This is a genomic window from Gordonia aquimaris (assembly GCF_026262595.1).
In the GTDB taxonomy this organism is placed as follows: domain Bacteria; phylum Actinomycetota; class Actinomycetes; order Mycobacteriales; family Mycobacteriaceae; genus Gordonia; species Gordonia tangerina.
This window is the reverse complement of record NZ_JAPKFM010000001.1, coordinates 136128-161754: the sequence shown is the minus strand read 5'-3', so window position 1 is coordinate 161754 and position 25627 is coordinate 136128. Positions and strand designations below refer to the sequence as shown.

Here is a 25627-nt window from a genome sequence, read left to right as displayed (position 1 = left end):
ACGAGAACGGTCGTCGGGAGAGGAGAACCCGGGTCGTGAGAGGCGGACCCGAGCAGGTGCGTCAGGCGTCGTAGCCGAGTAGCGACTTCACCTCGAGGAACTCGTCGAAGGCGTAGTCGCCCCACTCACGGCCGTTGCCGCTCTGCTTGTAGCCGCCGAACGGCGCCACCGGATCGAGTTGTGCGCCGTTGAGTGAGATGGAACCGGCGCGGATGCGTGAGCCCACCTTGCGTACCTCGTCGACGTCCTTGCCGGACACATAGCCGGCCAGTCCGTACTCGGTGTCGTTGGCGATCTCGATCGCATTGTCGAGCGAGTCGTAGCCGATCATCACCAGCACCGGGCCGAAGATCTCGGTGCGTGCGATCTCCATGTCGTTGGTGACCTCGGAGAACACGGTGGGGCGGACGTAGTAGCCGGTGGGCAGGTCGTCGGGGCGTCCCGGCCCGCCGAACACCACCTTGGCACCCTCGGCTACACCGCGGTCGATGAGTCCCTGGATCTTGGTGAACTGCGGCTCGGACACCACCGGACCCAACCGGACGTCACCGCTCGGGTCGCCGACGGTGAGGGTGGCCTCGACCGACTTCGCCGCCTCCTCGGCCTCGGCCATCCGGGACGAGGGGACCAGCATTCGGGTGGGTGCGTTGCAGGACTGGCCGGAGTTCATCATCATCGCTGCGACACCGCCGGCAACGTTGGCGGCGAAATCTTCGTCGTCGAGGATGATGTTCGGGCTCTTGCCGCCGAGTTCCTGGGCCACGCGCTTGACGGTCGGTGCGGCGTTCTTGGCCACCTCGATGCCGGCGCGGGTGCTACCGGTGAACGAGACCATGTCGATCCCCGGGTGCGCGGCCAGTGCGGTGCCGACGCCCGGGCCGTCGCCGTTGACAAGGTTGAACACGCCGGCGGGAACGCCTGCGGCATCGAAGATCTCGGCGACGATCGCGGCACTGAACGGGGCCACCTCTGACGGCTTGAGCACCATGGTGCAGCCGGTCGCGAGCGCCGGGGCCACCTTGCACATGACCTGGTTGAGCGGCCAGTTCCACGGGGTGATGAAGCCGCACACGCCAATCGGCTCCTTGACGATCCGCGAGGTCCCGCGATCCTCACTGAAGCTGAAGGTGGGTAGCTGGGCGGCCGCGGTCATCAAATGCGCCAGTCCGATCGGTACCTGGACGTTGTTGGCCAGGCCGCTGGGCGCGCCCATCTCCTCGGTGACTGCCGCGGCGAGATCGGGCATCCGCTTCTGGTACTCGGCGACGACGGCGTTGAGGATGGTGACCCGTTCGTCCACCGACGTTTGGCTCCAGGTCACAAACGCCTTGCGGGCGGCGTCGACGGCCTTGTCGACGTCGGCGGCGGTGCCCAGGGCGACGTGGCCGGCGGCCTTCTCGGTGGCCGGATTGATCACGTCGATGAGGTTGAGCTCGGCGGGCTCGGCCCACGAACCGTCGATGTAGAACTTGGTGATCTCGCGCATGTAGTACCTCCGACTCGACACGTGTTGTCTCCACCACACTATGCCGCCTCCGGGTATCGCCGACGAGGCTTCCGGGAAACGGTGGTTGTCAGATATATCCGTCTCTGATTGAGACGGCGACGAGGTGGTGGACAGGGCTGGGATCATTACAGTGGGAGCATGATCTTCATCGTGGCAAAGTGGCCCATCAAGCCCGAATTCGCCGATCAATGGCCTGATCTCGTACAGAGTTTTACCGAGGCCACCCGCGCCGAGCCGGGCAATAGGTTCTTCGAGTGGGCGCGCAGTCTCGACGATCCGAACACCTACGTGCTCACCGAGGCGTTCGACGATGACGCCGCCGAGGCGCATGTGAACAGCTCGCACTTCCAGGTCGCGACGACCGAGTTGCCGAAGTATCTGCAGCGCACGCCCGACATCATCAACGTCACGCTCGATCAGGACGGCTGGTCGGAGCTGGGGGAGATGTCGGTGGACTGATCCCGTCTGCCGCCGATACGGTGCGGAGGTCACAAGCGGGGACGGTGGCGCCCCACAATTGGTGGTTGTGGGCACACAAGGTCGGGCCCTCTGCCGGAGGACGCGCGATTCCTCGACAGTGGAGCCATGACCGCCACGCTCGAGCGCACCGGAGTTGTCCGTCGTCGTCTCCTTCCCGATCTCGACCATCCGCGTCAGGTGTTCGAGCACCTGACGCCGAACTGGTTCGCTGCGGTGATGGGCACCGGGATCGTCGCGAACGCGGCGATCGTGCTGCCGGTGCAGTCGGCGATCATCACCGCGTTCGCGACCGCGATCTGGCTGCTCGCGTCGGTGCTGCTCGTCGCGATCAGCGTCGCGTTCGCCGTGCATTGGCGTCGCCACGGCGAGACCGCGCGCCGGTATGCCACCGACCCGGTGATGTCGCAGTTCTACGGTGCGTTGCCGATGGCTCTGCTCACCGTCGGCGCGGGCACCCTGCATCTCGGTGAGCCGATCCTGGGCGGCGCGGTCGCACTGTCGATCAGTGGCGTGCTGTGGGCAGCCGGCACCGCGATCGGCGTGGCGACCGCGGTCTGGGTGCCGTTCGCGATGATGACCGCCGAGCAGAAGTCCGAACACGCGGCCCTGCCCGCCTGGCTGATGCCGGTGGTGCCCCCGATGGTGTCGGCGTCCACGGGCGCCGCACTGGTGGCCTACGTTCCGGCTGGACAGCTGCGACTGACGATGCTGGCCGGCTGTTATGCACTGTTCGGCATGAGTTTGATCCTCGGATTGATGACCATGACGTTGATCTATGCCCGACTGCTCCGCGGTGGGGTGCCGGTGTCGCGGTCGGCCCCGACGATCTGGATCACGCTCGGCATGGTCGGCCAGTCGATCACCGCGGCCAACCTCCTCGCAGTCCAGTCGCATCTGGTGTTCACCGGTGGGCACGCACCGATCGCGGTCGGTCTGACCGTGTTCGGCATCGTTTACGGGTTGGTGATGGGTGGCTTCGGCATCGCCATGTTCACACTCGCCGTGGCCGTCACCGTACGAACTGTGCGCCGCGGGCTGCCGTTTGCGCTGACCTGGTGGAGCTTCACCTTTCCCGTCGGCACCTGTGTGACGGGCCTGTGCGCGTTGGGGTTCGCCCTGGACTCCACGCCGATTCGCGATCTGGGTGCCGCGCTCTACGTCGTTCTGCTCGCGGCCTGGGTGACCGTTGCCGCCCGGACCGTACGGGGTGCGATCGGTGGTCGCGTCTTCTTGCCTGCGTGACGCTGCGTCGCGAGCCGGTCAGACGCGGCGGCGCAGGCGCAGGGCACGGGCGAGCGACGCCACTGCGGCGGCGGCCGCCAGGACGACCAGCGGGGCGACGACACCGGTCGAGGGCCGAATGCTGGTGAGTAGCACCGGCAATCCGAACCCCAGGTAGCAGGCGACATAGAACATCCCGGTCACCGCACCCCGGTTCTCCGACGGTGTCATCGTCTCGACATCCATCAGTCCGTCGCGCAGACACAGACCGTAGGCAAGACCCAACACGATCGCGGTGATCACGAACAGGGCCATACTCGGGTGCGCGCCTCCCGCGGCTGCGAGCAGGAAGCCTGCGGCTGCCAGCGCTGCCCCCACGACCCCGGCCGACGGGCCGCTGTGCAGTCGGCGCACCACGAACTGGATGATCACTCCCGACCCCAGACTCAACGCGGCCGCCAGGCCGGGCACCCACGCGCCGTCGTAGCGGTCGGCGATGCGCTCGGCCATCACCACGACGGCGACGGTCACCGACGAGAACACCCACAGCGCCATCGGCACCGACCAGGACAACGCGGCACCCACAGATCGTCGCCCTGGATCGTCGACGGATGCGCCGTGCGCGGTGGGTGCCGGGGTCGCGGGCGTGAGTGCCACTGCCGCCGCGGCCACGGCGATCGACGCGATCCCGGACACCGCGAACGGCATCTCGAGTCGATGCGGGACGAACTCGGCGAGCAGACCGGTGATGACGGGGCCGAGGGCGAAGCCGGTGGTCAGGATGGCCCCGGCCAGCGTCGCTCCGGATCGGCCGCGCAGGTCCGCAGCCCAGGCGGTGCCGGCGCTGATGGTGAGTCCGGCCCCGAGCCCGACGACGAGGCGACCGACGAGCACTCCGGCCTCCTCGTGCCAGACGATCATCATCAGATTTCCGATCCCGGCCAGGACCGCGCCGGTCAACACCACCGGCCGCCGGCCGGTCCGATCCGACAACGTGCCGCCGCCGAACAGGCCCGGCAGCAGCCCGAGTGCGTAGATGCCGAACGCGCCGGTGAGCACAGTTGAGGACAATCCCTTGTCGACCCGCAGGACCGGGATCATCGACGCGAAGTGATTGGCGCCCCATCCAGTGGTGAACAGCACCAGCAGAACCGCGGGGAGGGCAAAGCGTCGTGTGCCGATCTCGTCGATGTTCATCGGGCGAGATTCTGCCGCGTTATACCTGGATTCAACCAATCGCAGCGAAAGGTGAGCGTCGACCATGACCGCACAGCACGAGTTTCATCCCGACCTGGCGCGTTCGGCACGTGTGTTGCCGCGCGGGCTCGCCGGCCCGCGAAGCCTGCGGATCGTCCGCTTCCTACAGGGCGGGCTCGCCCGGCTGCAGCGTGATCGCGGTGTCGAGGTGAGGTCACTGCCCTCCGGCGGCGGGGTGCGCATCTTCCGGCCTACCGGTGGGCGTGCGGTGGCGCCGGCCCTGGTGTGGATTCACGGCGGTGGATTCGTGCTTGGCGAGGCCCGGCAGGACGACGACCTGTGCCGGCGATTGTGCGCCGAAATCGGCGCCGTCGTGATCTCGGTGGACTATCGGTTGGCGCCCGAAAATCCGTTCCCGGCGGCACTCGACGACTGCCACGAGGCCCTGCAGCTCGCCTACGAGATCGATGGTGTGGATGCGTCCCGGGTGGCGATCGGCGGCGCGAGTGCCGGCGGTGGTTTGGCCGCCCAGGTGGCGTTGCGGGTCAAAGAACGTCGCGAGAGCGCACCGGTCCTGCAGCTGCTGGCCTACCCGATGCTCGACGACCGCACCGGCGCCGCCGGACCGTCGCCGATCGAGAACCGATTCAGGATGTGGAACAGCAGTTCCAACCGGTTCGGGTGGGGGGCTTACCTGGGCGGCGCCGCGCCCGAGATCGTCGCGCCGGCTCGTCGCGACGATCTCACCGGACTTGCACCGGCGTGGATCGGCGTCGGCGAACTCGACCTCTTCCATGATGAAGATGTGGCCTACGCGAAGCGCCTACGCGAGTCCGGGGTGGACTGCGCGCTGGAGGTGATCCCCGGCGCCTATCACGCCTTCGACCTGATCCAGACGAACGCGCCGGTGTCCAAGGAGTTCTTCCGGATGCAGACGGCGGCGCTCCGCGCGGCATTCGCCGCATCGGCGTGAGGTGCACCGGCCCGGGCGACCCGACTAGCCGATACTGCTCGCGATCGCGATCACCAGGCCGGCGAGTGTGAGCACCAGCACCACGGTCGCGGCGATCACCGCACGACGTCGGCGCCCGGTGGTCACGGCGTTGATGCCGACGCCGATGCCGATCAGGATCGCCGCAGCATAGACGGCGATGCCGAGGGTGAGCCCGGCGGCATTCGCGTCCGCCATCGCCAGCGGTGTCTCTGTCAGGGCGGGGAACGTGGTCATCGCACGAGTACATCACGCGGGTGGTGCGGTGCTCGGGTGCTGCCCGGGCTTCACACCTGTGCGATCAACCACCGCGCGATGTCGGTGGCCGCACCCGGCTCGGTTGCCACGCCGGCGTGGCCGACCGGATGCTCGACGTAGGTCACCGACATTCCGTTGTGGCGGTAGGTGTCGACCAATCGCGTGACGAGAGGCTGCGGTGCCACCGTGTCGGTGAATCCGGCATCCACGCGAACCGGAATCTGCGCGGGGATATGCAGATTCCGCACGTCGTTGCGCTCGAGAATCTCCACCAGCTTCGCCTTCATCTGCGCGCCCGCGGGGCCGAGTAGCTGGGTCGGTGCGAGTCCGCCGAAGGAGCCGGGCTCGGTGAGTTCGGCATAGCATCGATCCTCGAAGTGGGGCAGCAGCACGGTCGCGGATCGACTGAGACCACCGTGCGTCATCAGGTCGGCGAAATCCGGATCCGCTGCTGCCGCGCCACTGCCCAACAGCGCGGCCAGGCCGACCAGTTCGTTGATCGCGGGGCCCGCCAGCGGTACGCCGGACAATGCGTCGAGGATTGCGGCCACCTCCGTCGGTGGGGCCAGTGCGGCGACGGCACGAAGCCGTAACCCATTCCACTGTGCCGCCTCGCGGGCGCCGGCCGACAACGCGGCGACCGCGCCCTCCGAGTGGCCGGCGACCACCACGTCGTGGCTGATCCGGGAGTCGTACCGAGAGACCGCGACCGCTGCGTCGATGGTCGAACGCGCCAATGATCCCGCGATGAGGTACGGATGCGGTCCGGAACCACCGATACCCTCGAAATCCGGGCGCACCACCGCGAATCCGGCGTCGAGCAGATGGGCGATGACCCGATCACCGGAGGTCATCCGAGGCAGCTCCGGATGCGTGGTGGTCGCGGTAGACGGGGCGCAGTGATCCGCGCCGCCGACGGTCATGTGATTCCACACCGCCAGTGGCCATCCGGCGTCCGGGGCCGGTGCGCTCGGCAGCGTGAGGGTGCCGGTCATCTCGGTGCGCACGCCGCGCACCGAGGTGGAGGTGTATCGGATGCGTGAGGTGGTGCTCGCGCCGTCGACGACCATCGGGCCGTCGGCGATCACCTCCGCGGCGACAACGGTGGGTACCGCCTGCGTGGGCGCCGCCTGTGTCGGCGCGGCGGCGGCCCAGGCCACCATGATCGATGCACCGCCGGCGACCATGCGGCACAACGTCGTCCGAATTGCCACGATCACCCCCGTGTCCCCACCCGGTTCCGGACCTGCAGGGTCTGCGACCGGACGCTACACCGGCGGCGGGCCGTTGTCCGCGCGATTCAACCGGATGGGGGAATCGATCTCAGCTACGGAGACGGCGTACCAGGATGAACACGATCGCGCCGAGAACCAACGCACCGACGAGCGGTGCCGCGCGCTTGGCCACCGAGCCGCCGGCGTACTGCATGAGGTCAAGCGCCTCTGCCTCGGCGTGCGGCTCGGTGGACGGCTGGACCGGGGTGGTGGCTGCGGCAGCCCCGGCGCCCTCGGATTCAGCCGGCTGCCCGCCCGACGGTGGTGTGGCTGCCGGTTGCGCGGCCGGCGCCGGTTCACCGAGTTTCTTCGACAGGCAGGACGAGAACTGGTCGATGATCTTGCCGCCGACATCCGACAGCATGCCCCGACCGAACTGGGCAGGTTTGCCGGTGATGGCCAGGTCGGTGACAACGGTCCCGGTGGTCTGGTCGCCCTCATCCTTCAGCGTCATCGTGACCGATGCCTTGGCGGTGCCCTGGCCGCGGGATTCCTTGGCGTTGCCCTCGATCACCGCGCGGTGGGCACTCTCGTCTTTCTCGACGAAGGTCCCGGTGCCTTTGTACACCAGGGCAACCGGGCCGATCTTCACTTTGATCTGGCCGGTGAAGCTGTCCCCATCGACCCCGGTCAGGCTGGCACCGGGCATGCACCCGGTGACCCTCTCGGGATCGATCAGGGCATTCCAGACGTCGTCGATCGGTGCGTCGACGGAGAAGGCGTGTTCAAGCTGCATGGTCAGACTCCCGTTGCGGTGACGACGGCTCGGCGTGTGAGCACCTTCGCCAGGTGGGTGCGGTACTCGGCGTCGGCGTTGGTGTCGCTCATCGGTTCGGCGCCCTCGGCGGCATGGTCGGCGGCCGCCCGGATCACGTCGATGTCTGCGGACTGCCCTACCAGCGCCTGCTCCACTCCGCGGGCCCTGACCGGTACCGCGCCCATGTTGGTCAGTGCGACCGCGGCGTTGCGGATGGTCCCGCCGTCGACGTCGACGGTCGCGGCGACCGCGACCATCGACCAACTCTGTGACACCCGGTGGAACTTCTCGTAGTGGGCGCGCCAACCGGTGTGCTTGGGGATGCGGATGTCGACCAGGATCTCGTCGGGTTCGAGTGCGGTGGTGAAGATGTCGGTGAAGAACTCTTCGGCACCGAGGCTGCGTCGGCCGTTGGGCCCGGCGACGGTCATGGTGGTGTCGAGAGCGACGGCCACCGCGCCGAGATCGCCGGCCGGGTCGGCGTGGGCGAGTGAACCGCCGAATGTGCCGCGGTGGCGGATCTGCGGGTCGGCCACCGTCGCGGTGGCCTCGGCGAGCAGCGTGGCGTGTTGGCCGACGAGAGCATCGGTCATGACGTCGTGATGGGTGGTCATCGCCCCGACGACGAGCGCGTCGCCGTCATCGCGCACCCCACGCAGTTCCTCGATCCGGCCGAGATCGATGATCGTGCTGGGTGAGTTCAACCGCAGCCGCAACACCGGCATCAGGCTCTGCCCACCGGCGATGACCTTGGCGTCCTCGCCGGCGTCGGCCAGTGCGGACAGCGCCTCGGCCAGGCTGGTCGGGGCGACGTACTCGAACTCGGACGGAATCACTTGGCACCTCCCTGGGTGGACGAGGAGCGGGCCGCCTCGATGGCTTTCCACACCCGCATCGGACTGCACGGCATCTCGACCTCGGTCACCCCGAGGTGGCGCAGCGCGTCGAGGACCGAGTTGACCACCGCGGGTGTCGAGGCGATGGTGCCTGCCTCGCCGACCCCCTTGACGCCCAGCACATTTCCGGTGGCCGGGGTCTCGGTGCGGTCGGTGATGAAGTGCGGCAGATCCGGAGTGCCCGGCACCAGATACTCCGCGAACGATCCGGACAGCAGCGTGCCCGACTCGTCGTAGATCGCGTCCTCGTACAGGGCCTGCGCGATGCCCTGGGCGAGACCGCCGTGCACCTGTCCTTCCACGATGAGTGGATTGACCACGCTGCCGATGTCGTCGACGCACACGTACTTGCGGATCTTCACGAACCCCGTCTCGGTATCCACCTCGACGGCGCACAGATGCGTGCCATGTGGGAACGAGAAGTTCTCCGGATCGAATGTCGCCTCCGAATCGAGGTTCGGCTCAACGCCTTCGGGCATGTCGTGCGCGGCGAACACGGCGAGCGCCACATCGGTGATGCCGACCGCTTTCTCGGTGCCCTTCACCGTGAACTTGCCGTCGGTGAACTCGAGGTCGTCCTCGGCCGCCTCCATCAGGTGCGCGGCGATGGGACGCGCCTTGTCGACCACTTTCTCGGCTGCCTTGACGACGGCCATGCCACCGACCGCGAGGGAGCGCGAACCGTAGGTGTCGAGTCCGCGTGGCGAGGTCTGGGTGTCGCCGTGTAAGACCTCGACGTCCTCGAAGGGCACGCCGAGTCGGTCGGCGACGATCTGGCTCCACGCCGTCTCGTGACCCTGGCCGTGGGCTGAGCTGCCGGTGACCACCTCGACCTTGCCGGTCGGCAGCATCCGGATCGCGGCGTGTTCCCACCCGCCGGCACCGCCGCCGAGCTGACCCATGATCCGCGACGGCGCGAGGCCACACATCTCGGTGAAGGTGGATACGCCGATGCCCAGTTGCACCGTGTCGCCGCGTTCGCGGCGCTGCGCCTGTTCGCGACGTAGTCCCTCGTAGTCGAACAGCTCCTTCGCCTTTTCGGTCGCCGCCTCGTAATTGCCGGTGTCATAGGTCAATCCGGCGACGGTGTCGAACGGGAACTCCTCGTGGCGGATCCAGTTCTTCTCGCGGAGCGCGAGTGGATCCATGTCGAGTTCGGTGGCGAGCTCGTCCATCATCCGCTCGATGGCGAAGGTGGCCTCCGGACGTCCGGCACCGCGATAGGCGTCGGTGGGCACTTTGTTGGTGAAGACATTGGTGCAGGAGAAGTGATAAGCCGGGAACTTGTAGATGCTGTTGTACATGAACGCGCCCAGGATGGGCACCGCAGCGGTGAACACCCGCAGGGTGGCGCCCATGTCGGCGAGCAACTCGACTTTCATGCCGGTGACCGTGCCATCACGTTTCGCCGACAGGGTGAGCTTCTGGATCTGGTCGCGGCCGTGGTGGGCGGCCTGCATCGACTCACTGCGCGACTCGGTGTATTTCACCGGCTTGCCCAGGCGCCGGGCGATCAGCAGTGCGAGCACCTCTTCCGGGCACACCTGCAGCTTGCCGCCGAATCCGCCGCCGACATCGGGGGCGATGACGCGCAACTTGTGTTCGGGGATGCCGAGTGTCATCGCGAGCATCAATCGCAGGATGTGCGGGACCTGGGTGGCCGACCACATGGTGATCTGGGGGCCCGTCGGGTCGACGACCACCGACCGCGGCTCCATGAACGCGGGGATCAGGCGTTGTTGGCGCAGCGTGCGTTCCACGACGACCTCGGAATCGCGGATCGCGTCCTCCACACTGCTGCCGGTGCCCGCCTCGGCCGAGTCGAACACCCACACCGCCTGGACGTTGGTGCCCATGTCCGGATAGACCAGGTCGGCTCCGTCCTGCGCGGCGGCGGCCAGATCGAGGACGACAGGCAGGTCGTCGTAGTCGATGTCGATGCTCTCCAACGCGTCGTGCGCGGCGTACGGATCACGGGCCACGACGATCGCGACCGCCTCGCCGGCGAACCGGACGGTGTCGACTGCGAGCGACGGGGCCGGCGGGACTTTCATATCCGGAGTGATCTGCATCGCGTTGGGCAGGGAGGCTTGCTCCTCGGCGAGGTCGGCACCGGTGTAGACGGCGACGACGCCGGGCATCTGCTTGGCCGCCTCGGCATCGATGCTTGCGATGCGTGCGTGCGCCATCGGACTGCGCAGGATCGCGATGTGCAGCATGCCGGGCAGCACGATGTTGTCGGTCCAGCGGGTACGGCCGGTGATGAGATGGTCGTCTTCCTTGCGGACGCGGGCCTTGCCGATCTCGTGTTCGGCGGCAGCGCTCGGTTCGACGGTCGCGGTCACTGGGCACCTCCCGTGGCCTGCATTTTGTCGGCGGCGTCGAGGACGGCGGCGACGATGTTCTGGTAGCCGGTGCAGCGGCACAGGTTGCCTTCGAGGCCTTCGCGTACCGCGTGCTCATCGGGACTCGGGTTGTCGCCGAGCAGATCGATCGTCGACATGATCATGCCGGGAGTGCAGTAACCGCATTGCAGGCCGTGGTTGTCGCGGAATGCCGCCTGCACGGGATGCAACGCGCCGTCGCGGGCGAGCCCTTCGACGGTGGTGACGTCGGCGCCGTCGGCCTGCACGGCCAGGACCGAGCAGGACTTGACGCTGTGTCCGTTCAGCAGGACGGTGCAGGCGCCGCAGTTGCTCGTGTCGCAACCGACCACGGTGCCGACCTTGCCCAGCTGATTGCGTAGGTGATGGACGAGTAGCGTCCGTGGTTCGACGTCGTCGGTGTAGGTTGTGCCGTCGACGGTGAGGGTGATGCGCATGGGGCCTCCAATGCATGCCGGCAATCGTGGGCTGGCGCCGGGCGAAACCTTCCACCGTCACTCTGCGCCACCACTGTGTCCCAGATCACCGAAATCGCGGAATCCGTACTCGGCGCCTCGGATTCGTCGCCGTTATGAGCTGGTGTCCTGCGGGACACGAATCAGGCCTCGCGGACCGCAACCAGCAGTTCCTGCAACGTCGCCAGCGAGTGTCCGGCGAGCAGCAGGTCGAGGTGGGGTAGTGCGGCGGCGATCCCGCCCTGCACGGGCTGATAGCCGGGCGCACCGGCGTGCGGGTTGACCCACAACACAGCCTTGGCGAGGCGATGCAGGTGTGCCATCTGTTGCCCGAGCAGCGCCGGATCGCCGCGCTCCCAACCGTCGGAGAAGATCACCACCACCGCGCCACGCGCCAATCCCCGTCGACCCCACCGGTCCAGAAAAGCCTGCAGTGTGTCGCCGAGCCGGGTTCCGCCCGCCCAGTCCGGCACGGCGCGACCGGCAGCGGCGAGTGCCAGTTCGGGATCGCGGGCGCGTAACGCCACCGAGAGTCGCGTGAGCCGGGTGCCGAGGGAGAACACCTCGGTCCCGGACGGGTTCGCGCGGGTCACCACATGCGCGAAGCGCAGCAGGGCATCGGCGTAGGGGCTCATCGATCCGGAGACATCCAACAGCAGTACCACGCGGCGTGGCCGGGTGGCGGATCGATGGTGGCTCGGACGTACCGGTTCGCCCCCGGCGGCGAGCATGTCGCGCACGGTGCGTCGTGGATCGACCCGTCCCCGCCGGGCCGGGGTACGACGTAGGGCGGCCCGCCGCGGCGGGCGCGGCCGCAACTCCGCGATGAGTTCGGCGAGGTGGGCGCGTTCGGCCGCCGACAGCGAGGAGATGTCGCGGTGGCGCAGCACCTCGGTGTCGTCGGCGGCCACCGCCAGCTGTGGCCCCGATCCGTCCGTGCGCTGTTCGCCGGCGGTCTGAAGCGCGGCCATCGGGCTGTGCTTGGGCTGGGTGGGGCGTCGGGTGGCGCGTGGGACCTGATCGCCGAACCAGGCGTCGAAGGCGAGATCGAAGCGCGGCTGGTCGTCCGGGTCACGGCACAGGGTTGCCCGGCCGGCCCAATACACCGCGTCGACGTCGGCGAGGTCGATCTCGCGCAGCGCGCGGAGGAACGTTTCGACGGAGTCGGTCGCGACCGGCAGCCCGGCGTGTGTCAGGGTCCGCGCGAACCCAGCGACGCCGACCAGCTCGCCGGTCATGCGAGCAGACGGTCCAGCCCGGCGCGGGCGACGCGATCGAGATCTTCGCGGTACTTCAGGACGGTACCGAGGGTGGCGGCGGCGATCTCGGCGTCGAGCACATCACGATCGAGTTCGCGCAGGGCGCGTGCCCAATCCAGGGTCTCGGCCACGCCCGGTGGTTTCAGCAACTCCAGGCCGCGCAGGACGTGCACTGCCTGTGCCACCTGGGTGGCCAGGTCGTCGGCAATGCCCGGTACCCGGCGATGCATGATGGCGATCTCGCGGTCCAGGTCGGGGTGTTGTAGCCAGTGATAGAGGCATCGGCGTTTGAGCGCGTCGTGCACCTCACGGGTCCGGTTGGAGGTCAGGATCGTCAGTGGCGGCGTTGCGGCCCGGATGTGTCCGAGTTCGGGGATCGTCACCGCGTTCTCGTCCAGCAACTCGAGCAGGAACGCCTCGAACTCGTCGTCGGCGCGGTCGATCTCGTCGACGAGGAGTACACAGGGCGCGTCGGTAAGTGCCTGAAGGAGCGGCCGGGCGAGCAGGAAACGTTCGGTGTAGAGCGAGGATTCGGCTGCGTCGGCGTCCAGAGCGCCGCCGCTGGCCGCTTCGAGTGTGCGCAGGTGCAGCAGTTGACGCGGGAAGTCCCAGTCGTAGAGAGCCTGCGAGGCATCGATGCCCTCGTGACATTGCAGCCGGATCAGTGGCAGTTGCAACGCCTCGGCCAGTGCTACCGCGAGTGAGGTCTTGCCGGTGCCCGGTTCGCCCTCGCAGAACAGGGGTCGTCCCATTCGCAAGGCGAGGAAGGCGGCCATGGCCAGACCGTCATCGGCGAGATAGCCGGTGGACTCGAGAGCCGCCGCGAGTTCGCGCGGCGATCCGGCGGCGGGTCGTGCGTCGGTCACCTCGCGAGCCTATGCCCAGACGCGGCCCGGTAGGTCGGGACCGCGCACATCGCCGTGACGTCCGGGAGATCGCGTCGCGGCCTATCCTGCGGCCCGGGTGTGGCGGCTCCGGATGTTTGGCACGATGAACGCGAGGTCATGCCAGTTACCCACAGCCCGGGAGAGTCATGAGCAACGTCAACATGCCCATTACGATCGGACGACGCAAGGTGCTCGGCGGTGCGGCCGCCGTTGCCGGTGCGGCCGCACTCGCGGCCTGCGGGTCTGACGACAACACCGATTCGGCGTCCACCACCACGGCCGATGCCGATTCGTCCGGTGCCGAATCGTCCGGGGATGGCGGGCTGCTGCCCGATGCCGCCTCTATCGCCGTCGGTGGGGGTGTGGTGATGGAGGCGGTGAAGACGGTCGTCACCCACCCTGCCGACGGGGAGTACAAGGCATTCTCCGCGGTCTGCACCCACAAGGGCTGCACGGTCAGCGATGTCACCGACAACGAGATCATCTGCCCCTGTCACGGCAGCAAGTTCTCCGCCGAGGACGGCAGTGTCATCGAAGGCCCCGCGACCGAGCCGTTGGCATCGCGACCGATCAGCGTCGCCGACGGGAAGGTCACACTGGGCTGACGCCCGGCGGCGTTGTTCGTCGCCGCCGGTCAGTTCTCGGTCGAGCCCGCCGAGGCGTCGTCGGTGGACGCCGCAGTTTCCGGCGAGGTGTCCGTCTCCGGTGAACTGACGGTGTCGGGCGCGACCCCGCTGTCCGGATCGGCACTGCCCGACGCGGACTCAGCACTCGGCCCGGTCGTGTCCGGCGTGTTGTCGGCGTGGTCGTCCGGGGAGTCCGCGACGACGGTCTGGGCCGGTACCTGGTTGTCGACGCTCGGCCCGGTGTCGACGGACGGCGGCGTGGACTGTGTCGTGGGCGGCGTCGGCTCTGGTGCTTGCGGTACCGGGTCTGGTGCCGCGGCGATCTCCGACGTGCTCGGACTGATTCGGGCGGATGCGGGAGACGGATCATCGGTGGGATCAGTCGTCGATGTGTCTGTGGCAGCGAGAGACTGACTCTGGTCGGCTCCGGTGTCAGGCGCACCGGTGGCCGCGGCCGAGGTCATCGTCACGCTGTATGGGGTGGGGGCAGCCGTGACCGGAACGGCCGAGTTCTCGACTCCAGGTCGCTGCATCGGATAGAAGGCTTCGGCCGCCCGGTTCCAGTCCTCGACATCGTCGGCGGTGTATGGGATGCCCAGTTCGTCGTGCACCCATTGGGTGGCCAGCGCGAGTGGATGTCCGACGTCGTACACCTCGTAGCGTGTGTTGCCGTCGACGCTGTGGTAGACCGTCGGGTCGTCGAACCGGTTGATGTCGGCGTATGTCTGCGGTCCGTTGCCGCTGTGGACGGTGAGAAACCCTGCGGCGTCGACGATCAGCGACGACACGGGCCGGTACCACACCCACTGGAAGTTGGCGACGGGGTCGCCGACGACGATCACCGACGTCACGGGAGTGTTCCCGGTCGCGCCGGGGTTGCGGGCCCCGTCGGATTCGATGCCGATCACGCCGGCGATCTGCGGCAGAATCGGCGTATCGGCCAGCCACGACTTGATCCCCCACGGGCTGCGCGGATCGGAGACCAAGACGATCCGTGTCCGTGTGGGATCGAGGTCGCCATCCTCGTGGGCGATCTCGGCTGCATTGCCGACGGCGTCGGCGCCCTGCGAGTAGCCGGTGTAGACCACCATCGGAGGCCCTCCCGGCGCTGCGCCGGCGAACGCGCGCATGACGTCGAGATTGCGGTCGACTGCCACGTCTTTCGAGTCGTCATAGAGCGGCGCCAGGAAGGGCAGTGTCCCGGTCTTGCCGGCGATGATGGGACCGAACGACTCGGGATAGTTGACCACCAGGGTGGTCCGGCTGCCCATGAGTGGATAGATGCGCGGGAAGAGCGTTGCGTCATCGGTCCCCGGGGTCACGACGATGATCGCGTTTCCGGGCACGTCGTCCAGGAAGTCGAGACCGTTGGTGTCGTCGGTCGCGTCGTAGACGATGCCGTCGTCGATCAGGTCGTCGACGACGGCGGTGGCGCCCGCCGATGCGGGTCCGAGGGGGCCGAGCGTCGCGATGCACACGGCTCCGGCGACGGCCGATACCGCTGTCGCGCGCGTCGATGTGCTCCGGAATCGGTTCGTTGACAACTGTGCTGGTCGGCGATGCTTACCGCGGTGCGCCAATGTCATTTCTCCGTCACATACGTGCTGCGGGGCTGAGTGCAGCAATGCTTCGTACCGTGCGATGCCCGATACTTCTGATGACGTTACGGAGATTCGAAATCGCAAATCTATCGACCAAATGTATGAACCTGAATCGTCAATGTAGATGACTGACCCCATTTCTGGGGGCTCGTAGTCGGGTCATGGCCGTCAGATGTGCATGCGTCAACGCCCGGCCATTGCGGTCGGGTGTGGACGCCGCGCATAGCTGTGCCTCGCGTGCGAGACGGCCCTGCGCCTACGGGTGTCGGCAGCGATAGTCGCGGTAGCGAAAGATCCGGTGGACGCGCGGGGTCGCCGCGCAGCGGGGCTCGAGCACCGCCGGTGCCGGTGCGAGGACGGCAGGTACCGACTCGTTCCAGCGCACCCGCCGCACGTCGAGTGTGCGCTGTTTCCCGTTGACTGGGCGTCGTTTTCCGTCGAGTGGGCCTTGGTGGCCTGGGCTTTCGTCGTCGACTGTGTGTTCGGCGACGTGGTGGTGTGCGAGCGGGTCGACCTCGGTGGGGTTGTGTGCAGACCCCACGTTGTCGGGGCAGTCGGCTGACGGTCCGCGCACATCGGGTGTCGGTGCATCGCATCGCGCGGTCCACGTTGTTGATTCGCTACCGTCGCCGGGGTCGTCGTCGGATGTCGGATCAGCGGCGGTGTCGGTGGAAGTCGACTGTGCGGCAGGGGGTTCGACCGTAGTGGTGTCGGGTTCGATGGGCTCATCGGGGCCGGCGGAGTCCGTGCTCTCGTCGACGGGCGTGGCCGTGGTCTCGGGTGTGACCGCGTTGTCGTCGGCCGCCACCGTGGGGGTCGCGTCGGCGGCCCGCTTGCGGGTGCGGGCGGTGCAGGTGTCGTAGCCGCATTCACATTCCAGGCGCACGTCGGGGACGCCGTGGATTTCGGCGAGGGCGATGGCGCGTCGGTGTCCGACGCGGCGCGGGTCGCGGCGGCAGACCCGTTCGGCGATGAGGTCGGCGATGCGGTGTTGCAGGTGGATGGCGTGTTCGGCGCTCAGGCAGGCCGACATTTGCATGTGGCCGAAGGCTTCTTTGGCGAAGGTGACGTTCTGGAAGGCTTGAGCCACGTCTTCGCGGGCCTGGGCGTGGGCGTCGGGGTCCAGACTGATCAACGCGCTGTCGAGTTCGTCGCGCAGCACGGTGTCGGGGGTGGGCCGGTAGGCCAGTTCCAGGGCGATGTCTTCGAAATCGACGGGGGCTTCGGCCGGATCCTCGGGCGTCTCGTCGGGGCAATCCGGGTCGCCGTCACTGTCAGCGCACGCGTCACCGTCACCGTCGGCGCACGCGTCTGCGTCTGGGGTGGGTTCCTCGACTGGGGTGTCGGGTCGGGGACCGAGCGCTTGGTCGAGGATGTCGTTGAGGCGTGGTCGCAGGTTGCCTTTCGGGGCGGTCTGCGAGCTGGTGGCCAGTTCGGTGACGCGGTGGGTGCTGAAGTCTCCGGCGAGGTAGGCCAACCGGATTTTGGGCAAGTCGGCCAGCATGTGTGCCAGCGAGGACCATTCGCCGGCTTTGCCGCGGGTGATGCCCAGTTGCAGGGAGATCTCGCCGATGGCGTATTTGTGGGCTGTGGTGTGGGAGCCGGAGTTGGCGTGTGGGCCGTGGCTGTTCATGCGGTCGTTGTAGGCGCGGTCGCCGATCATGCCGGCACCGAGCACGGTGCGGGCCTCGGACTGGCGGCTCAAGCGCAGCGTGTCGCGCACTCCGTCGGCGTAGGCCATCTGTTCGGCGACACCATCGAGCGGCGCCGACAACACGGTGTCATCGGCGTCGTGATCGGTGAAGGAGAACACCAGACGACCCTTCTATGAGACGGCGGCGGACAACGAAACCGGAACTACCATCAGGCTAACGATGGGGTCCGACAACAACGATCCACCAGCATCGGAGGATGCGGCACCGGCGCGGCGTCATCGAACAAATCCAGAGTATCGACGGGGTACGACAATAGTTGGAGCAATGGTCGTCGGCTCCGTTGCCGCCCGATCGAACAATCGTGGATCGGACGCCAACACAGTGCCCCCAGTCGGACTCGAACCGACACTGGGCGGATCTTAAGTACTTACGACCCGCTCGCGAGCGAACCGTCCGAACCTGCGACTTCGTCCCCGCATGGGCGCCATAAACTCTGTCTGGCAGCAGTTGTGCTGACGGCAGACGGTCTCCAGGGCATCTTAACCTCGATCGGTGGATCGAGGCTTAGGGCCGAAACCCCACCACACCAGGGGCTTACCCATACCTGGGGCCGTGCCCACCGGTTACCAGCCGAAACTCAAGCCAACATCTATGAAGGCTCGTTCATGAATTCTACGCCAGGGCCGAAGCGCCGCCGCTCGGTTGAAATCAGTGCACACCAACATAATTCACCCTACACGAGAACGTGTCAGGCTACGGCGCGGCTGCGCCGGTCTATCGCAATCCGGGGTGGCCCGGCGTGATACCGCTCCCACCGGGCGAAAAGTCACCACCGCCCGGTGGTTTCACCGGCCATTCGGGTGCTGACCCAACCGACGCCGACCTCGACGTCGTCGTCGACGATAACTGGACTCCCGCGGTCACCATGGGGGTGCGACTGGTCAGTGTGCTCGACGACGACGCGCAACACATCGGGCAGGCCGCCTACATTCGTGGGCTGCTGTAGGTGTCCGTATTTAGGGCAGCACCCGGTTCACATCGCGCGAGATGATGAAACCGCTGCGCCCATAACAGGTCATGCCCGCCGTAGTTGAGGTACATGAGTTGCCACGCACCATGATCGTCTGGCCGTAGGCGAGGGTGCGTGGACTCGGCGCGGTGAAGATGCCCTGAGAGGTGCAGAACTGCGTGACTTTGTCACCGTCGATGCGAACGGCATACGAATGGTTGGCCGTGTTGCGGCAGGTGACTCCCGAAGAAGCCGGCACCGACGACGCCGCCTGGCAGCCGAAGGGCGGGTTGCCGTCGCCGTCGACGCGGATGGCGCACCACACGTTGCCGCTGGGGGAGCGGAAGAAGTACTGCCCCGGTGCCGTTTCGAAATCGCGGGCGTCGACATTGGCGTCGTCGCGCGATGGTTTTGTCGGTGTGCCGGTGACGGGACGGTGTTGCTGCTGGTCGGTACGTGTTGTCCCCGGTGCCAACTTGGTCGAGTCGGCAGACGTCGGAGCCACCGGAGCGCCGGATGTAGCCGCCGTGTCGGGCGCGCCGGACTCGGTAACGGTGACCGTGTGCGCTGGTTCAGCCGCGGGGGTGGGCTGACTTGTGTTGCAGGCTGCGACGGCCGCAATGAGCGGCGTCAGAACAACGACTGCGGCAAAAACTCTGCGATGGTGCATGAGTGCCTCCGGTGCGGGATGGTTGGGTCGCTCATGATGGATATCGACGCGCGAGGCGGTGGCGTTATACCCGAATCGGGTCTGTCATTCGAGTGGTCGACGCGGGGTGTTCAGTCGGGTGTCACCGACGGCCTGCACGGGGTGGGAAACCGTGCGTAGCACTCGCACGAACTCGTCGCCGGCATCGTCGAGAGCGCCGTCGTTGTGGATGACGAAGTCGCCACTGTGCTCGGGTGCCGGGTCGGGTCGTGCCAAGCGGTCGGTGACGTCGCGCCGATTCGCGTCCGCGGCCCTGCAGGCGCGCTCGGCGCACCGGGTCGGACACGCTCACCCGCACGCGGCCAGCCGTGCATAGCGTGTCGCCAGCTCCTCGAGCACACCGCGTGACACGTTGGCGACGACGGTGCGTCCGGTCCGCACGGCATCGTCGACGTGTGTGGGATGTCGTAGCGCAAGCCGTGAGCCGTCCAGCGGACCGCGAACTCGCCACGCGCACAACGTGCTTCAAATTCCGCGACGCTCACCGGTTGATGCACCTCACCGTCACCGGGAGGGCGGGTGATCACTCTGCGCACTAACGTGGCGTCGCAACGGGCCTTGGCGTAGTCGATGAGCGAGTCCTTGCCGACGCCGCTGGCGCCCACGACAGCTACGAACGCTCCCGGCCCCAGCGCACTCACGAGACTCGGATGCCTTCGCGATAGACCGCTCGAACGACCGGTACCTGCCGTCCGCGCAGGTGGCTGGGTGTCGTCGACACCGTATGCGCCGCAATACGAACCAAGTCGGCGCGCTTACCGACGGTAATCTGCCCTCTGTCGTGCAAGCCGACTGCTGGAGCCGGGTTCCCGCTGACCAGTCGGGCGCCGTCGGTCAGCTGAAGCACGCCGTCGGCAGCCAATTGAAACACCGCTTGCAGTGGGCTCGACGGCACATAGTCGGACGACAGAATGTGCAGCAGTCCGCGGTCGAGAAGGTCGGTGGCGGCCACGTTGCCCGACTGGCTTTCGGGCTGCCTGCTCGCGCCGGTGCGCGATGCGATCGTCCATCTTCTCCGCGCGGATCTGGAGCGATCGCATCTAAGGTGTCGAAGGCTGGTTTCTGACGCACAGCTTCCGACACGCCGGTTACGCAGGAACGTCGTACGCCGCGGCGGTGAGGTTGAGCACCTGGCGCTCCTTCTTTGTCGGCGGAGAAGCCACTTCACCAGATGCTGCCACGCGCCACCGACAATCCACGGCGCAAACCGCTTACGCGCCGGGGTAGGACCGCGGTCGCGGAGGCTGAGCGCCCTGGCCAGGCTCATAGTCCTTCTACCTGCGCTGATGCGGTGCCCCCAGTCGGACTCGAACCGACACTGGGCGGATTTTAAGTCCGCTGCCTCTGCCAATTGGGCTATGGGGGCCCGGATGACAGCATGCCATGCACGAAGAATGAGCCGCCTCCGGGCGCGCCCAGGCGCTCGACGGTGCGGCGCGTTCCCAGAGCGGGAGAACTCCTGCGAATGGCTGCATGATTCCGAGACGCACACCAGATTGCCGACCCACATGGCGGCAGCCTCTTCCTCCTCTTGTTGATCACCTCCCGGGAGGGGCTGATCACAGATCGCCAGTAAACCAAAGGCGAATCGATACAAGTCAGCAGGTGTGACGTTCCATCGGCTGATTGCCGGGTCCTTGCGTCTGGATCGTTTGCCAGTTCGCGACCCGGCCCGTTCCCCAAAGGATCTAATTAGCTGCCCGAAGTTTCCGATTGCTAACTCGGTGCTGTATATCTTCAATCGCGCGTGTTGAGGCGCGTGAAGCGGCGGTGCGGAGGGAACGATCATGTTGGCAGACAACCGGAAACAGCGGCGGGCGCGGGAGCGGAGCGAAGCGCGTAAGTCGCGTCGGGTGCAAAAGGCGGTGGTGGCCCTGAGCGCCGGTATCGCGGTGGGCGTCGGTGCTGCGGGAGCCGCTGGTGCCGAGACGATCGGGTCGCAGGCGATCGCCGAGAACAGCTACACAACTGTTGAGAATCTGATCGTCATCGCCGACAACCTCGGGCGTACCCAGGTTGCCATGCTGGCACCGGCCGCATCAGTGTTGCCCGATGGCTGGGTTCCGGTCGTCACCAGCGAGTACTCGACCAGCACCGAGCAACTCAACTTCCTGGAGGCGCTCACCCAGGGTGGGCAGCTGTTGCTCGCCGTGCCCGACACCAGTCACGTCCCCGGCGCGTCTACTGCGCTGTCGGGGATCAGCCCGCAGGTGGCGCAGGCGTTGTCGGCGCTGCCGCTGGCCGACACGCTCGGCAGCGGGGCGACGGTGTACTCGAAGATGGGAACGGCGCTGGTCGGACTGAACCTCGTCAACCTCGACACGGGTATCCAAAACGGCCTCGCCGACGCGGCGGAGCTCCTCGGCGGCAACAAAGTCGACCAGGATGCCGGTCAGCTCACCGGAATTCCGTCGATCGACGACGCGCTGGGCTTCTGGACCGGTAGCCGCACCACCTCGAACTGGACGGGAACCGTCAACTGGTTGGGCGCCAGCGGTACCACCTGGATCAGCCAGGACCAGGTGAGGATGGACGGAATCACCTCCGAACAGCTCACGGCGTTGTTCGGGCAGAATCTGAATCAGCCGGATGCGCTGGTGGTCTCCAACGGAGCGAAGGAACTGGTCAAGGTCGGTGAAACCTGCAGGTGGGGCATCTGTATACCCAAGTACGACTACGTGTGGATTGGCGAGACCGACGGCGACGGTAACCAGGTGCACACCACCATCTACGATCCGAACGCAGGAGTCGCTGACGCGTTGTCGGCTCTCGACGGCATCGATGTCGGCGGATTCACCATCACCCAGCGTGAGGCCGGCGGCTCCTACACCGGAGCGCTCGGCGGCCAGGCCGGATGGTTGGCCGCCGCGACCCAGGTGGTGGTGCCCGGGGGCAGCGGAGCCGACGACTATGTCGCGACGGTCCCCGTCTACGCCGCAGGCATCAGCCTGCCCGACGGCCTGTTCACCACCGGCATGCAGCTCAGCCCCGGCCTGGTGACGACCAGCGGACAGTCGGTGGACTCGGTTCTCGGGAGTAGCACCTCCACCTGGTCACTTCCCGCGTTGGGAGTCGGTGCCCAACAGACGTCCCTGCTGGAGTCCTCGCACCTCGGACCCGATGGTTTCTCCTACAACTCGGGATGGACGATCGCGGCCATCACTCTCGGTGATGTGACGGTGCCGGTGGTGTACTCGCTGGGTTCGGTCAACGTCGGTCCCAACGGGTTCGGCGTGAGCGGGCCGTCGATCATGGGTGTGGGTCTACCGGGATTCCAAGTGGGGTCCGCCCCCTCTGGCTCCGTATCGTCGACCATCCCAGATGCCATCTCCCAACTGCTCGGCGACGTTCCCACCTCGGTCATCACTCTCACACCGGAGATGCTGTTCCAGCTGGCACAGATCGAAGATCCGACCGGCGGAGTCCTGAGCGACCCGATCGGCACGCTCGAGTCGGTACTCAGCCCGCTGTTCACCAAGTACGTGACCCCGACGGCCACCGAGGTGTCTCAGGCCATCGCCGACGCCGCCACCGAGGCCGTCAACCAGGGCTCGAGCGCCATCGCCGCAGCCTCCGCAAAGGCCGCCGACGTCACCTCCGAGCTCGCTGACGCCACAGAGAGTGCCAGTCAGTTGGCGGTGACTCCGCAGGACGTTGTCGAACCGAGCGCGGTCGAGACCGCCGTACCGTCGAGCGTGGGTCGCCATGCCTTGCCCGACGAACGGTACGCACCGACCGACACAACGGATGCCTCGACGACATACGTCGGGCGCCACCGTGCCGATGATGGGGAGTCGTCAGACGCCGCGAACGATGACGCCACCACCGATGTCGGTTCTGAGGGGACGGGCTCGGATGCCGGCACCGTCACCGCCGGGTCCGACACGGGCAACTCGGATAGCGGCAGCGCAGACACCGCCGGCGCAGACGCCGCGGACGCAGGCAGCAGCAGCTCGGATACCGGCAGCTCCAGCGCTGCCGGCCCCGACGGCAGCGCGGACGTCGGAACCTCTGACAGCAGTGGCTCCGACAGCGGTGACGGTGCTGCCGCCTGATCGGTGGCGGGGATCAACGCCGACACGCTTTGATCGGTCGTGTCGGCGTTGACCTCTGGTCAGGGGGCGCGATTTATCGTGGCGATCCCCACACCGTCGTAGATTTGTTGGCCGCGGGCCTCGCTACGCCGTATCGGTGTAGTCGGTGAATCCGTATTGTTCGTGCGGCCCGATCGCGGCGAATTCGAACAGCCCATCGCCGCTGACCGCTGCGTCGTCGATCGTTGCGACGAACTGGGTGAGATGGTCGGTGACACAGAACATCTTCATCGTGGGATCGAGTTCGGACACCTTGAGGTGGAGGTCTTCGACCTTCAGCTCGCCCTGCCACATACCGTGACGCCAATCCGGTTCCAGGCCATAGCCGGTGCCGAACGCGAGGTGATTGGCCAGCTGGGGCCGACAGGCCACGGTCGTGACCACCCCGGTCGGGCGGGTGAAGCGGAGGGTGGCGGCGGCGACGTCGCGGGTACCCGGAACGAACGAGATGTCATGGGCCACATGGCCGAGCCACTCGGGTTCGCGATCCGGGTCATCCCAGACGCGGCGCGCGTCGTCCATCACTCGTTCGCCCGTCTCGGTCTCCTGAACCACGACGACGATCGAGAAGTCGGCGAACCGCATCACCGAGTAGATCCAGAAGAACGTCCCGGACACGTTCGCGTCGGCCTTCCGGCCGGGTGGCTCTGCCTCGCCCACCGGTCGCACACCCCAGGATCGATCGCGGTTGCCGCGCCAGTCGGGGCCGGTGACCTCAAACGACTCGCCGTCGACGGTCAATGCCCCGCGCCAGGTGCCCGTCTGTACAAATCGTTGAGTGTCGAAGAACACCCGCTCGATCTGCCGCTGAAAATGGCGCGGTTCGAGAACCGCAGGGCCGGCCGCGTCGAAGACGAGGTCGAACGCGAGGTCGCCGTGCCCGCGGTCGAGCGCGACCCGAAGACGGTGCAGCCCTTCGAGGATCTCGATGGTGAACGGGCCGATCCGCAGATCGCTGCGATCGGCTCCCAGCGCCCGGGATGCGCGCACGACGATGTGTTCGTCGTGATGACGCACCACTGCGAAACAGTCCGCCACACCGAGATTCGGGTAGACGCCCAGTCCGATGATCAACCACGGCAAATCCGCACTCGGGCCGTGGCAGTTGAAGTAGTAGCGGTCGTAGAAGTTGCGATCGGAGGTCTGCACATGCCGGATGACCTCGGCGACCTGATGAATGGGGTAGTCGTCCATCGGGGACAGCGTCATCGCACGTTCTCCCAGTATGTTCCGGCGAGCATCGCCTCGAGCGTGGCGCGATGCATGATCATGTCGTCGGTGTCATCGGGTTGTTCGGCCTGCCCGAAGTGGATGGCGCGGGACTGGATACGAAACATCACGACGGCGTGGATCAGCGCCGCATAGGTCAGATAGAAGTCCAGGTCACGGAGCTCGTGGCCGCTGACTCGCGTGTACGTCGCCGCGACGTCGTCGCGTGCCAAGAAGTCGGGAAGTCCCGGCATGCCCGCCATCTCGGTGAGGTCCTGGAAGAATCTGTGCAGGAAGATCAACCAGGCCACGTCGAGTTCCCGAGGGCCGTAGGCCGCCATCTCCCAGTCCAGCACCGCGGTCGGCGTGAAGTCCCGGTAGATGACGTTGCCGATCCGGGCGTCCCCCCAGGTCAGCACCGGGTCCGATTCGTCGGGCAGATGCGCCATCGCCCAATCGAATCCACGCTCGATCAGCGGGGAACCCGCGCGACCGGCCGAGGACCAGGTATAGAACTCGCGCAACCGGCGAACATGTGCGGCCAGGGGCGTCTCGCCCGGGCATGGGAGGTCGAGTGACTCCTTGGGAACCGGTGCGGAATGGATCATCGCCACAGTGGCGATCGTCGTCTCGGTGAGGGTGCGTCGTTGGTCGTCGTCGGCCTCGGTCAACCATGAGCCGAAGGTGTAGGGCATCACGTCCGGTGGCACGAGGCCGTCGATCCGGCCCATCACGAAGAACGGCGCGCCCAGTGGCTCCGGGTCGGGTTCGGACCAGTACAGCGGGGGCACCGCCGCGCCGGTGGTGGCAGCGACGTGCTCGATGATCCGGAACTGCCGATCGAGATCGTAGGTGGGGAACACGGGATCGCTCTGCGGGAGTGGGGCGACGCGTACCACCAGTTCGTGGGCGCTTCCCGACCACTGGGCGTCCAGCACGATCGTCTCGCTGGACATACCGTTGGCCGAGGCGATCTCAAGGCGGGTGATGGTCGCCGGTCCGCCGACTGTCGCGGGGAGCCAATCGTCGAGGCGGTCACGAAGCCACCCCGGATCGCGGCGGGATGACGTGGGGCGCGCGATCTCGCTGGGATCGGGCGACTCGATAGAGGGCATCGGTACATCCATCGGACGAGGGGGTGGGCGGAGTGAATTAGAA

General features: G+C 67.0%; 22 protein-coding genes, 1 tRNA gene and 1 pseudogene. 6 read left to right on the top strand and 18 right to left on the bottom strand.

Annotated elements, in window-relative coordinates:
* Positions 1–61: 61 nt before the first annotated feature.
* The gene (locus OSB52_RS00740) at positions 62–1486 is read right to left on the bottom strand and encodes an aldehyde dehydrogenase family protein (RefSeq protein WP_266059900.1); all 1425 of its coding nucleotides are present in this window, start codon (positions 1484–1486) and stop codon (positions 62–64) included.
* 159 nt (positions 1487–1645) lie between these two features.
* On the opposite strand from OSB52_RS00740, the gene OSB52_RS00735 reads away from it, so the two are divergent.
* Together OSB52_RS00735 and OSB52_RS00730 are read left to right on the top strand one after the other, a co-directional pair.
* The gene (locus tag OSB52_RS00735; RefSeq protein ID WP_235723617.1) at positions 1646–1966 is read left to right on the top strand and encodes a putative quinol monooxygenase; all 321 of its coding nucleotides are present in this window, start codon (positions 1646–1648) and stop codon (positions 1964–1966) included.
* A gap of 126 nt (positions 1967–2092) precedes the next feature.
* Complete coding sequence (locus tag OSB52_RS00730) at positions 2093–3229, top strand: TDT family transporter (RefSeq protein WP_266059655.1); 1137 nt, start codon at positions 2093–2095, stop codon at positions 3227–3229.
* Between the two features lie 18 nt (positions 3230–3247).
* Here the strand turns inward: OSB52_RS00730 and OSB52_RS00725 are convergent, their stop codons facing one another.
* Positions 3248–4405: an MFS transporter gene (locus OSB52_RS00725; RefSeq protein WP_266059654.1), complete on the bottom strand. Its 1158-nt coding sequence runs from the start codon at positions 4403–4405 to the stop codon at positions 3248–3250.
* A 64-nt stretch (positions 4406–4469) separates the two neighbouring features.
* Here OSB52_RS00725 and OSB52_RS00720 point away from each other — a divergent pair, with 64 nt between their 5' ends.
* Positions 4470–5378: an alpha/beta hydrolase gene (locus OSB52_RS00720; protein WP_266059653.1), complete on the top strand. Its 909-nt coding sequence runs from the start codon at positions 4470–4472 to the stop codon at positions 5376–5378.
* Positions 5379–5402: 24 nt separating this feature from the next.
* Here the strand turns inward: OSB52_RS00720 and OSB52_RS00715 are convergent, their stop codons facing one another.
* The 8 genes from OSB52_RS00715 to OSB52_RS00680 form a co-directional block, all read right to left on the bottom strand.
* Positions 5403–5633: a hypothetical protein gene (locus tag OSB52_RS00715; RefSeq protein ID WP_235723621.1), complete on the bottom strand. Its 231-nt coding sequence runs from the start codon at positions 5631–5633 to the stop codon at positions 5403–5405.
* Between the two features lie 50 nt (positions 5634–5683).
* Entirely contained in the window at positions 5684–6868 is a 1185-nt protein-coding gene (locus tag OSB52_RS00710; protein WP_266059652.1) for an alpha/beta hydrolase, read from the bottom strand.
* A 109-nt stretch (positions 6869–6977) separates the two neighbouring features.
* Complete coding sequence (locus OSB52_RS00705; RefSeq protein ID WP_235723623.1) at positions 6978–7664, bottom strand: SRPBCC family protein; 687 nt, start codon at positions 7662–7664, stop codon at positions 6978–6980.
* 2 nt (positions 7665–7666) lie between these two features.
* Positions 7667–8521 carry an FAD binding domain-containing protein gene (locus OSB52_RS00700; RefSeq protein WP_266059651.1) on the bottom strand — a complete coding sequence of 285 codons (855 nt, stop codon included), beginning with the start codon at positions 8519–8521 and terminating at the stop codon, positions 7667–7669.
* Positions 8518–10926: a xanthine dehydrogenase family protein molybdopterin-binding subunit gene (locus OSB52_RS00695; protein WP_266059649.1), complete on the bottom strand. Its 2409-nt coding sequence runs from the start codon at positions 10924–10926 to the stop codon at positions 8518–8520. The genes OSB52_RS00700 and OSB52_RS00695 overlap by 4 nt, the downstream gene beginning before the upstream one ends.
* Positions 10923–11402: a (2Fe-2S)-binding protein gene (locus tag OSB52_RS00690; protein WP_235723626.1), complete on the bottom strand. Its 480-nt coding sequence runs from the start codon at positions 11400–11402 to the stop codon at positions 10923–10925. Before OSB52_RS00690 ends, OSB52_RS00695 begins: the two co-directional genes overlap by 4 nt.
* A 161-nt stretch (positions 11403–11563) precedes the next feature.
* Positions 11564–12658 (bottom strand): vWA domain-containing protein, encoded by a 1095-nt coding sequence (locus OSB52_RS00685; RefSeq protein ID WP_235723627.1) that lies wholly within the window; start codon positions 12656–12658, stop codon positions 11564–11566.
* Complete coding sequence (locus OSB52_RS00680; RefSeq protein ID WP_235723628.1) at positions 12655–13545, bottom strand: AAA family ATPase; 891 nt, start codon at positions 13543–13545, stop codon at positions 12655–12657. The genes OSB52_RS00685 and OSB52_RS00680 overlap by 4 nt, the downstream gene beginning before the upstream one ends.
* A 167-nt stretch (positions 13546–13712) precedes the next feature.
* On the opposite strand from OSB52_RS00680, the gene OSB52_RS00675 reads away from it, so the two are divergent.
* Positions 13713–14171 (top strand): QcrA and Rieske domain-containing protein, encoded by a 459-nt coding sequence (locus OSB52_RS00675; protein ID WP_266059648.1) that lies wholly within the window; start codon positions 13713–13715, stop codon positions 14169–14171.
* Between the two features lie 29 nt (positions 14172–14200).
* Here the strand turns inward: OSB52_RS00675 and OSB52_RS00670 are convergent, their stop codons facing one another.
* Positions 14201–15670 (bottom strand): alpha/beta hydrolase family protein, encoded by a 1470-nt coding sequence (locus OSB52_RS00670; RefSeq protein WP_266059646.1) that lies wholly within the window; start codon positions 15668–15670, stop codon positions 14201–14203.
* Between the two features lie 379 nt (positions 15671–16049).
* Entirely contained in the window at positions 16050–17606 is a 1557-nt protein-coding gene (locus tag OSB52_RS00665; RefSeq protein WP_266059645.1) for a hypothetical protein, read from the bottom strand.
* A 713-nt stretch (positions 17607–18319) separates the two neighbouring features.
* On the opposite strand from OSB52_RS00665, the pseudogene OSB52_RS25225 reads away from it, so the two are divergent.
* A pseudogene (locus OSB52_RS25225) lies at positions 18320–18454 on the top strand (mycothiol transferase); the annotation flags it as partial.
* A gap of 10 nt (positions 18455–18464) precedes the next feature.
* Here the strand turns inward: OSB52_RS25225 and OSB52_RS00655 are convergent.
* The 4 genes from OSB52_RS00655 to OSB52_RS00640 all read right to left on the bottom strand — a co-directional run bounded on the left by OSB52_RS00655 (position 18465) and on the right by OSB52_RS00640 (position 20532).
* Positions 18465–18962, bottom strand: a complete 498-nt coding sequence (locus OSB52_RS00655; RefSeq protein ID WP_266059644.1) for a hypothetical protein — start codon at positions 18960–18962, stop codon at positions 18465–18467.
* A gap of 249 nt (positions 18963–19211) precedes the next feature.
* Positions 19212–19382, bottom strand: coding sequence for a hypothetical protein (locus tag OSB52_RS00650; RefSeq protein ID WP_235723633.1), 171 nt, complete (start codon positions 19380–19382; stop codon positions 19212–19214).
* Between the two features lie 421 nt (positions 19383–19803).
* Complete coding sequence (locus OSB52_RS00645; protein WP_266059641.1) at positions 19804–20433, bottom strand: amidohydrolase family protein; 630 nt, start codon at positions 20431–20433, stop codon at positions 19804–19806.
* A gap of 25 nt (positions 20434–20458) precedes the next feature.
* Positions 20459–20532 (bottom strand) — tRNA-Leu (locus OSB52_RS00640).
* Between the two features lie 421 nt (positions 20533–20953).
* Here OSB52_RS00640 and OSB52_RS00635 point away from each other — a divergent pair.
* Positions 20954–23221, top strand: a complete 2268-nt coding sequence (locus tag OSB52_RS00635) for a hypothetical protein (protein ID WP_266059640.1) — start codon at positions 20954–20956, stop codon at positions 23219–23221.
* Between the two features lie 123 nt (positions 23222–23344).
* Here OSB52_RS00635 and OSB52_RS00630 read toward each other — a convergent pair whose 3' ends face one another.
* Both OSB52_RS00630 and OSB52_RS00625 read right to left on the bottom strand, forming a co-directional pair.
* On the bottom strand, positions 23345–24469 hold the full coding sequence (locus OSB52_RS00630; protein ID WP_266059639.1) for an Rv3169 family protein: 1125 nt from the start codon (positions 24467–24469) through the stop codon (positions 23345–23347).
* Positions 24466–25584 (bottom strand): phosphotransferase family protein, encoded by a 1119-nt coding sequence (locus OSB52_RS00625; RefSeq protein ID WP_266059638.1) that lies wholly within the window; start codon positions 25582–25584, stop codon positions 24466–24468. Before OSB52_RS00625 ends, OSB52_RS00630 begins: the two co-directional genes overlap by 4 nt.
* Between the last annotated feature and the right edge of the window lie 43 nt (positions 25585–25627).